We start from the raw sequence: 7,951 nt of genomic DNA, 5'->3' as shown, positions 1-7,951 counted from the left end.
TCTGTATTCTCCTTTTAGTTAAACAGTGCGTTTACAAAATCACTTGCGTTAAATTTCTGTAAATCATCAATGTGTTCCCCGATACCGATATATTTAACCGGTATGCCAAGCTCAGCCTGGATTGCAATGGCAATACCTCCTTTGGCTGTTCCGTCTAACTTTGTCAGAATAATACCTGTAATATCAGCAATTTCTTTAAACTGCTTTGCTTGGGCAAGCGCATTCTGGCCAGTTGTTCCATCTAATACTATCAGAGTCTCTCGGTAAGCATCCGGATATTCTCTGGTGATGACCCTGTCGATCTTTTTGAGTTCCTCCATAAGATTCTTTTTATTATGAAGTCTTCCTGCCGTATCACAGATTAATACGTCTGTATTCTTAGCTTTTGCAGAGGTTACAGCGTCATATATAACAGCAGCCGGATCAGACCCTTCTTTTTGTGCTATAATTTCAACCTTGGCACGATCAGCCCATTCCGTAAGCTGTTCTATTGCAGCAGCACGGAAGGTATCTGCTGCTGCGACCATAACTTTTTTACCTTTATCCTTTAACTGGCCTGCCAGTTTTCCTACGGAGGTGGTTTTTCCTACACCATTTACACCGATTAGAAGTACAATGGACCTTTGGTTCTCAAAGTCATAGGCTGCTTCGTTTACCTTCATCTGATCCATGATACTTTCTTTTAAGAGTTCCTTACATTCCTGAGGCTCTTTTATCTTTGCTTCTTTTACTTTTTGCTTTAAATCCTCAATAATGGAACCAGTAGTATTGATACCGATATCCGCCATGATAAGTATTTCTTCCAGTTCTTCATAAAACTCATCATCAATACTGGAAAAACCATTGAAGATAGACTCAATTCCGGAAACTATGTTATTTCTAGTCTTTGAAAGCCCTTCTACCAATCTGCCAAAAAAGCCTTTTTTTTCTCCCATCCTTACCTCTTTTCTGGCCATCTGTCTTAATGGCCGTAGATCTTATTGGTCGTAAAATTAATTTACATGTGACAATTCCGTCAATTTGTTATTTCTCTAAATCCTTCTCAATCAGATTAACGGATACCAGTGTGGAGACACCCTTTTCCTGCATGGTAATACCGTATAGAACATCTGCAGCATTCATGGTTCCTCTTCTGTGAGTTATGATAATAAACTGTGTATCCTTGGTCAGTTTATGAAGATATTTGGCAAAACGTTTAACATTGGCATCATCTAATGCCGCTTCTATCTCATCCAGAAGACAGAAAGGCGATGGCTTTAGATTCTGAATTGCAAAAAGCAAGGAGATTGCTGTCAAGGCTTTTTCTCCACCTGATAGCTGCATCATATTCTGTAATTTCTTGCCCGGAGGCTGGCTTGTTATGATTATACCTGCTTCCAGTACATCTTCACCTTCTGTTAATGCAAGTGTTGCCAGACCGCCACCAAATAGCTCTTTAAATACTTGGTTAAACTGTACCTTTATCTGAGCAAATTTATCATTAAACTGATTGCGCATTTCTTCATCCAGCTCTTCAATAATATGGATGAGGGTATCTTCCGCTTTTTCTATGTCTTCTTTTTGGCTTTTCAGGAACAGGTAACGTTCAGAAAGATTCTTATAATCTTCAATAGCATTAATATTTACATCCCCGAGACCTTTCATACTACCTTTAACCTCACTGATTCTCTTTTTCACCAAAGCAGAATCAGTATTTTCAGCCGATAATATATTCAAGGTTTCAAGTGCAGTATGCAGGGTAAGTTCATATTCCTCCCACATATAATCTTTCTTCTCATTCAGCTGCTCTTCCAGTCTTTCCAGCTGACCGCTCAAACGAAAAATCTCCTTATCCAGATTGATGATTTCCTTCGAGAGCTCTTCCCTGCGATCGAAGAAGCTTTTATGAGTTAAGGTTACTGCATCTTTTTTTGCCTGTATTTCCTTGATCTCTTCTTCAAGTTTAGCGATTTCTTCACTATAGTTCCTTGTTTTTTCTTCATCCTGGCTTATAGCTTTTAGTTTTTCATCATAGGAAGCCAGAGACGCTTCTCTATTTCTCTTAATACCGCTCTCTTCTTCATAGAGTTTTTCGAGCTCACGCTTTATTCTTTTGATATTATCGAGCAAATGCTGATTCTTCTGGTCAAAAGCTGACATTTCAACCTTCGCCTGGGACACCTGTTCATTTAACAGTTGTTCCTGCTTCTTCACTTCCTCCAGCTGCCGGTTCATCTCTTCAATTCTTTGTTCATTCTCCTTGCTCTTTTCTTCATTGAGCACAAGGCTGTCTTTTAGAATTGTAATATTTCTATTTAATTCTATACTCTGATTTTCAATTTGATTTATTTCATTTGTAATTTCTTCGTAAAGTGCTTTTAGTTCCTGTTTTTTCTTATCGCACTGTGACAGCTGAAGCTTTAAGGTATTTTCCCTGAGATGAATTTCCTGAAGAACCTGTTTTTTCTCCTCCATCTCATTGAAAGCCTTCTGTATATCTTGTAAAATCACTTCACGGTTATGATTCTGGCTATTTACTTCTGTTTTTAATACTAAGATTTTTTCTTCCAGATCTTCTATTTCACGCCTTCTGCTCAGCAGATTACTGGAGTTCTTATAAGCGCCTCCCGACAAGGAACCGCCAGGGCTTAAAAGCTCTCCATCCAGGGTTATGATACGCAGAGTATAATTGTATTTTCTGGCAATCAGCAACGCATTGTCAATATTGTCTACCACAAGGCTTTTTCCGAGAAGATACTGCATAAGTCCCTTAAAACGTTCTTCGGTCTTTACCAGTGTATTGGCTAGACCCAGTACTCCTTTTTCCTCTAAATACCTTTGCTGACCATATGCTTCTTTTGCCGAAATACTGGTTAACGGAAGAAAGGTAGCACGTCCGTATTTATTCTGCTTTAAATAGTCAATCAGTCCTTTTGCTGTAGCTTCTGTATCTGTAACAATATTCTGAATGCTTCCGCCTAAAGCTGTTTCTACTGCAGTTTCATATTTCGGTTCCGTCTTAATAATATCTGCAACAACTCCGATGATACCCTGGGTATCTTTCTTTTCCATGATTCTTCGGATACTGTTGCCATAACCTTCATATCGTTCCGTAAGGTTTTTTAAGGCCTCCAGCTGGGAGCTTCCCATCTGATATTCACGCTGCTTCTTTTGTATCTCTTCTTCTATAACCTTTAAATTATTTTGATAATCCGTTACCTTCTCCTGCGCCTGGCTGGTCTCCTTAAGGTTTTCCTGCTTCTGGGTCTCTAGCGTTTCTAACTGTTCTCTGACATTTTGGATTTCCTGATCATTTATCGCGTCTTCACTTTTGTTACGAAGAATTCTCTGGGTAAGTTCTGTTTTCTTAATATTATTCTGTTCCAGAATAGTCTCATATCTCTGAAGATTTGTTTTAATTCCGGAATTCTCATTAAGATAATCAAATATCTCACCATGCAGATTTTCGGCCAGTGTAACATCTTCCTTAATCCGGTTGCGAATTTCTTCTAATTCCAGTACATTGACAGACTGGCTTTCATCCATCTTGTCAATCAGCAGGTCTAATTCCTTTTTTTGCTTTATGTAACTTTCCTGCTCTTCTACCCTGGTCTTGATATCCTCTGTTATGGCAGCAAGCCTGGTTTCATAATGAGAGTCATTTTGTTTAATGGATAAGAGTTGCTCTTTTAATACCTTTATTTCACCTTCGGTTTTCTCCTGATTCAACCGACTGTCACTTTGAGATGTCTTAAGTGCCTCTAAGGTAGTGTTAAATTCTTCAATTTCTTTTTCTAAAAGAGAGAATTCTTCTTTGATATTCTCCGATTTCTCATTGGCAGCATTTAAATTATCGGTGGCAATCATCAGCTTTTCATTGGTCTGGTTTTTTATTTCCTGCATTTTTTCATTCTCATACAGGAATAACTGTATATCAAGTTCTTTTAATTCATCCCTTAGTTTCAGATATTCTTTTGCTACTGCCGATTGGTTTTCCAGAGGCCCTACCTGTTTCTCGATTTCAGAGAGTATATCCTGGATTCTGCTTAAGTTAAGGCGTTCTTCCTCCAGATTATGCTGTGCAGATAGTTTTCTTTTCTTAAACTTAACAATACCAGCGGCTTCATCAAAGAGTTCCCTTCTGTCATCCGGTTTTCCGCTTAGTATCTTTTCAATCTGACCCTGTCCGATAATGGAGTATCCTTCCTTACCAATACCAGTATCGAGGAAGAGTTCCTGTACATCCTTCAAACGACAGGTGCTGCCATTTAAGAGATATTCACTTTCTCCTGAACGATATACTCTTCTAGCCACTGTTACTTCGTCATATTCTATGGGCAGTTTATGATCTTCGTTGTTTATTGTCAGGGATACAGAAGCAAACCCCAGAGGTTTTCTGGTTTCCGTTCCAGAGAAAATAACATCCTCCATTCTGGCACCTCTTAGCTGCTTAGCACTTTGTTCACCTAATACCCACCTTACGGCATCGGCCACATTACTCTTACCGCTGCCGTTGGGGCCTACGATTCCTGTAATACCATCATGAAACTCAAAGATAATTTTATTGGCAAAGGATTTAAATCCATAGACTTCAATACTTTTAAGATACATAGTTTCTCCCGACCTTTAATTTTTGCTATTCTGGGGAATGAGATTCTTTTTCCGATTAATCTTTAAGATAGATGCGTAGGCAGCTTCCTGTTCAGCAGCCTTCTTCGTCCTGCCTATACCAGAACCCAGTTCCATATCCTTGACGAGTGCAACTACTGTGAATTGCTTATTATGATCCGGTCCTTCTTCTTTAATTAACTCATAGGATAACTGTTCTTTGTATTCACTTTGGACAATTTCCTGTAAGATAGTCTTGCTATCGAAAAAGAGCTTCTTATTTTCTATATCAGATAAAATGAAGCGCAAAATAAACTCTTTTGCATTAGTAAAACCACCATCAATATAAATTGCACCTATGATTGCCTCCACTGTATCGGATAGAATGGAGAATCTCTCCCTTCCGCCGGTGGCAGCTTCCCCCTTACCCAATAGCAGGTAATTCCCTACATTCATGTCTATGGCACAATTAGCAAGGGTCTGTTCACATACCAGTCTGGCTCTTAGCTTTGTAAGTTCTCCCTCTGGCATTTTAGGATTATTCTCATATAGAAACTCACTGGTTATCAACTCCAGGACCGCATCACCAAGAAACTCCAGTCTTTCATTATTCTCCAGCTTGCTGACTCTTTTTTCGTTGGCATAGGAGCTATGTGTAAGTGCTCGTTTTAATATCATACGATCTCTGAAGCGGTAATCTATTACATCTTCGAATTTTCTCAGTTTTTCCAATATCAGTTCTTCCGATCGATTCATTCTTGTCCTCCGTTTCCTTATATTTCTTTCTGTATATTTTAAAATAGCCCTTTAAAAGGCAAAGCCTAAATAAGGGCATAAGTCCATTCGAAGAACTTAAGCTCCTTACATGAGCTTATACTCTTTATAAGAGCTTATGCCCTCTTTAAGAGTTTATGCTCTTTCTAAAAGCTTATGCTTTAGAATCGCTTCTACCCTTTATAAGAGCTTAAGCCCTTATCCAAGGGCTTAATATAATTGCTATTAAACTATCTATTGATTCAGTGCGTTTTTGATTTGCTCTACCGCATCACTTACAGTTATTATGTTCTCAGCTTCTTCATTGGCAATTTCAATGTCGAATTCCTCTTCTATACCCATGATGATTTGGAAGATATCAAGGGAGTCAGCACCTAAGTCATCTACAAAAGTAGTCTCCATTGTTATTTCGTCCTCATCTACATTTAAAACTTCGCTGATTATTTTTTGTAATTTTTCAAATTCCATAATATTCACCTTTCTTTTCTATTCTTCTTCCAGATGCATTCTGATTTTATCATTAATATTCTGCTCTGTAAAAGTAATACATTGAATAATTGAATTCTTAATTTCATTGCTGGTGGAATTGCCATGAGCTTTCACAACAAGACCATTAAGTCCAAGCATGGGTGCACCGCCATAGGCAGATGCATCAAAAGATTTCAATGTGTCTTTTAAAGCAGGTTTACATAACAGAGCACCAATTTTGCTCTTTGTTGTACTCATTAACCCTGCTTTTATTTTACCGATTAAAGTACTGCCCAGTCCTTCATATAATTTAAGAATTACATTCCCAACAAAAGCTTCACATACGATTACGTCTGCCCCACCTTTTGGAATCTCTCTTGCTTCGATACTGCCGATAAAATTTATGTCATTACAATTCTTAAGCAAAGGGAAGGTTTCCTTTACCAGCGCATTTCCTTTTTCTTCCTCTGCGCCTATGTTGACAATAGCCACTCTCGGATTTTTGATTCCGATAACATTTTCCATATAAACGGAACCCATTTTGGCAAACTGCACCAAATGTGAAGGTCTTGCATCAACATTGGCACCGCAGTCAATCAGAAGAGAAACTCCGTTTTCTGTGGGAATAACCGGTGCTAAAGGTGGTCTGTCTATACCTTTTATTCTTCCAATTATCAATTGCCCGCCAACCAAAACCGCACCTGTACTGCCCGCTGAAACAAATGCATCTGCTTCACCATTCTTCACCAGGTTCATAGCCACTACAATAGAAGAATTCTTCTTACGCCGAATAGCCATAACAGGGGCCTCATCGTTGGTTATCACATCTTCTGCATGGACAACCGTCAGACGCTCCTTATCATAATTGATTCCCTTTAGCTCTGAAAGAATAGCATTTTCTTGCCCTACCAAGATAACCTTAATATCTTTTCTCTCATTTACTGCTTCAAGAGCACCTTTTACAATTTGAGCCGGAGCATAGTCACCGCCCATTGCATCAACTGCAACTCTCACAACTTTTTCCATAGTCAGCTCCCATCTGTGCATCGCATTAAGCTCAAAACATGAACTTATTATACTGTTTTTCTTGGGTTTTCAATTATTCATTTGTAACTCTTCAGTTGCCCCAAACGTTCAAATCACAGGGACTGAATTGTCTCAAAATTTTACCCAGTCAGTATCTATACACAATATACTAGATATCATTATAAAAATCAACAACAAAATAAGAAAAAAATAAGTGATATTCCAGAGTCATCGTAAGTACCTACAGACTTGAAATATCACTTTATGTGATAAGTACTATATCTTTTTATAGAAAAATGATTTATAAGTGGCAAATTGCAGGTTCTGAGGCTGTATAATCTGTTCAGTGCTACCAACAAACAATATGGCATCCTTCTTTAAAGCTGCATTAAAATTCTTATAAATGCTATCCTTTGCTTCTTCTGTGAAATAAATAAGCACGTTACGGCATACAATTAAATCACAGCCGGAAGGATAATCATCCTTTAAAAGATTATGCTGTCGGAACTCCACACATGCTTTGATGCTGTCGGAAATCTGATAGGTGGTACTGTTAATTTCTGTAAAATGTTTCTTCAGAAGTTCATCTGGCAGTCCTTTCAGACTTTTGATGTTATACAGACCAATTCTTGCTTTTTCAAGTATCTGTTTATCAATATCAGTGGCAATAACCTTAATACGGTTAAGAGGCATGAATTTTGATAACAGCATTACAAGAGAATAAGGTTCATCACCTGTTGAACATGCGGCACTCCATATTTTCAGATTATTTCCGAACTTACCAAAAAGATAAGGCAGTACTTCCTTTTCTAACAAAACCCACTGTTCTGGATTACGGTAAAATTCTGATACATTTATAGTAAGATAATTTACGAATTCCTCGAACATCACAGGATTTTTCTTTATCGTTTCAACATAAGAATCATAGGAATCAATCTTATGTTTCGCTATTAATGCATCAATTCTTCTTTTCATCTGACGTTCTTTATATAAACTTAAGTTTATTTTAGTCAGCTGATAAATTTGGGTCTTAAAGGATTCATAGTTATCCGTCAAGCAAAGACACTCCTATCTTTTGTTTAGTAAAGTCCGATAT

Annotated in this window: 6 protein-coding genes; all 6 read right to left on the bottom strand. The window is 37.9% G+C overall.

The window, feature by feature from the left end; all coding sequences use genetic code 11:
* Window positions 1-14: 14 nt before the first annotated feature.
* A complete protein-coding gene (gene ftsY, locus R2R35_RS24465; protein ID WP_317732456.1) occupies window positions 15-935 on the bottom strand; it encodes a signal recognition particle-docking protein FtsY in 921 nt (306 codons plus the stop codon).
* An 88-nt stretch (window positions 936-1,023) separates the two neighbouring features.
* Window positions 1,024-4,590, bottom strand: coding sequence for a chromosome segregation protein SMC (gene smc / locus R2R35_RS24460; protein ID WP_317732455.1), 3,567 nt, complete (start codon window positions 4,588-4,590; stop codon window positions 1,024-1,026).
* Between the two features lie 15 nt (window positions 4,591-4,605).
* The gene (rnc, locus tag R2R35_RS24455) at window positions 4,606-5,343 is read right to left on the bottom strand and encodes a ribonuclease III (protein ID WP_317732454.1); all 738 of its coding nucleotides are present in this window, start codon (window positions 5,341-5,343) and stop codon (window positions 4,606-4,608) included.
* Window positions 5,344-5,595: 252 nt separating this feature from the next.
* Window positions 5,596-5,829, bottom strand: a complete 234-nt coding sequence (acpP, locus tag R2R35_RS24450) for an acyl carrier protein (RefSeq protein ID WP_033166417.1) — start codon at window positions 5,827-5,829, stop codon at window positions 5,596-5,598.
* An 18-nt stretch (window positions 5,830-5,847) separates the two neighbouring features.
* Complete coding sequence (plsX, locus tag R2R35_RS24445; RefSeq protein WP_317732453.1) at window positions 5,848-6,855, bottom strand: phosphate acyltransferase PlsX; 1,008 nt, start codon at window positions 6,853-6,855, stop codon at window positions 5,848-5,850.
* Window positions 6,856-7,131: 276 nt separating this feature from the next.
* Window positions 7,132-7,911 carry a CheR family methyltransferase gene (locus R2R35_RS24440; protein ID WP_317732452.1) on the bottom strand — a complete coding sequence of 260 codons (780 nt, stop codon included), beginning with the start codon at window positions 7,909-7,911 and terminating at the stop codon, window positions 7,132-7,134.
* Window positions 7,912-7,951: the final 40 nt, after the last annotated feature.

This window comes from Anaerocolumna sp. AGMB13020 (genome assembly GCF_033100115.1).
Taxonomy (GTDB): domain Bacteria; phylum Bacillota; class Clostridia; order Lachnospirales; family Lachnospiraceae; genus Anaerocolumna.
The sequence above is the reverse complement of the archived record's forward strand: the minus strand, read 5'-3'. Positions and strand labels throughout refer to the sequence as shown.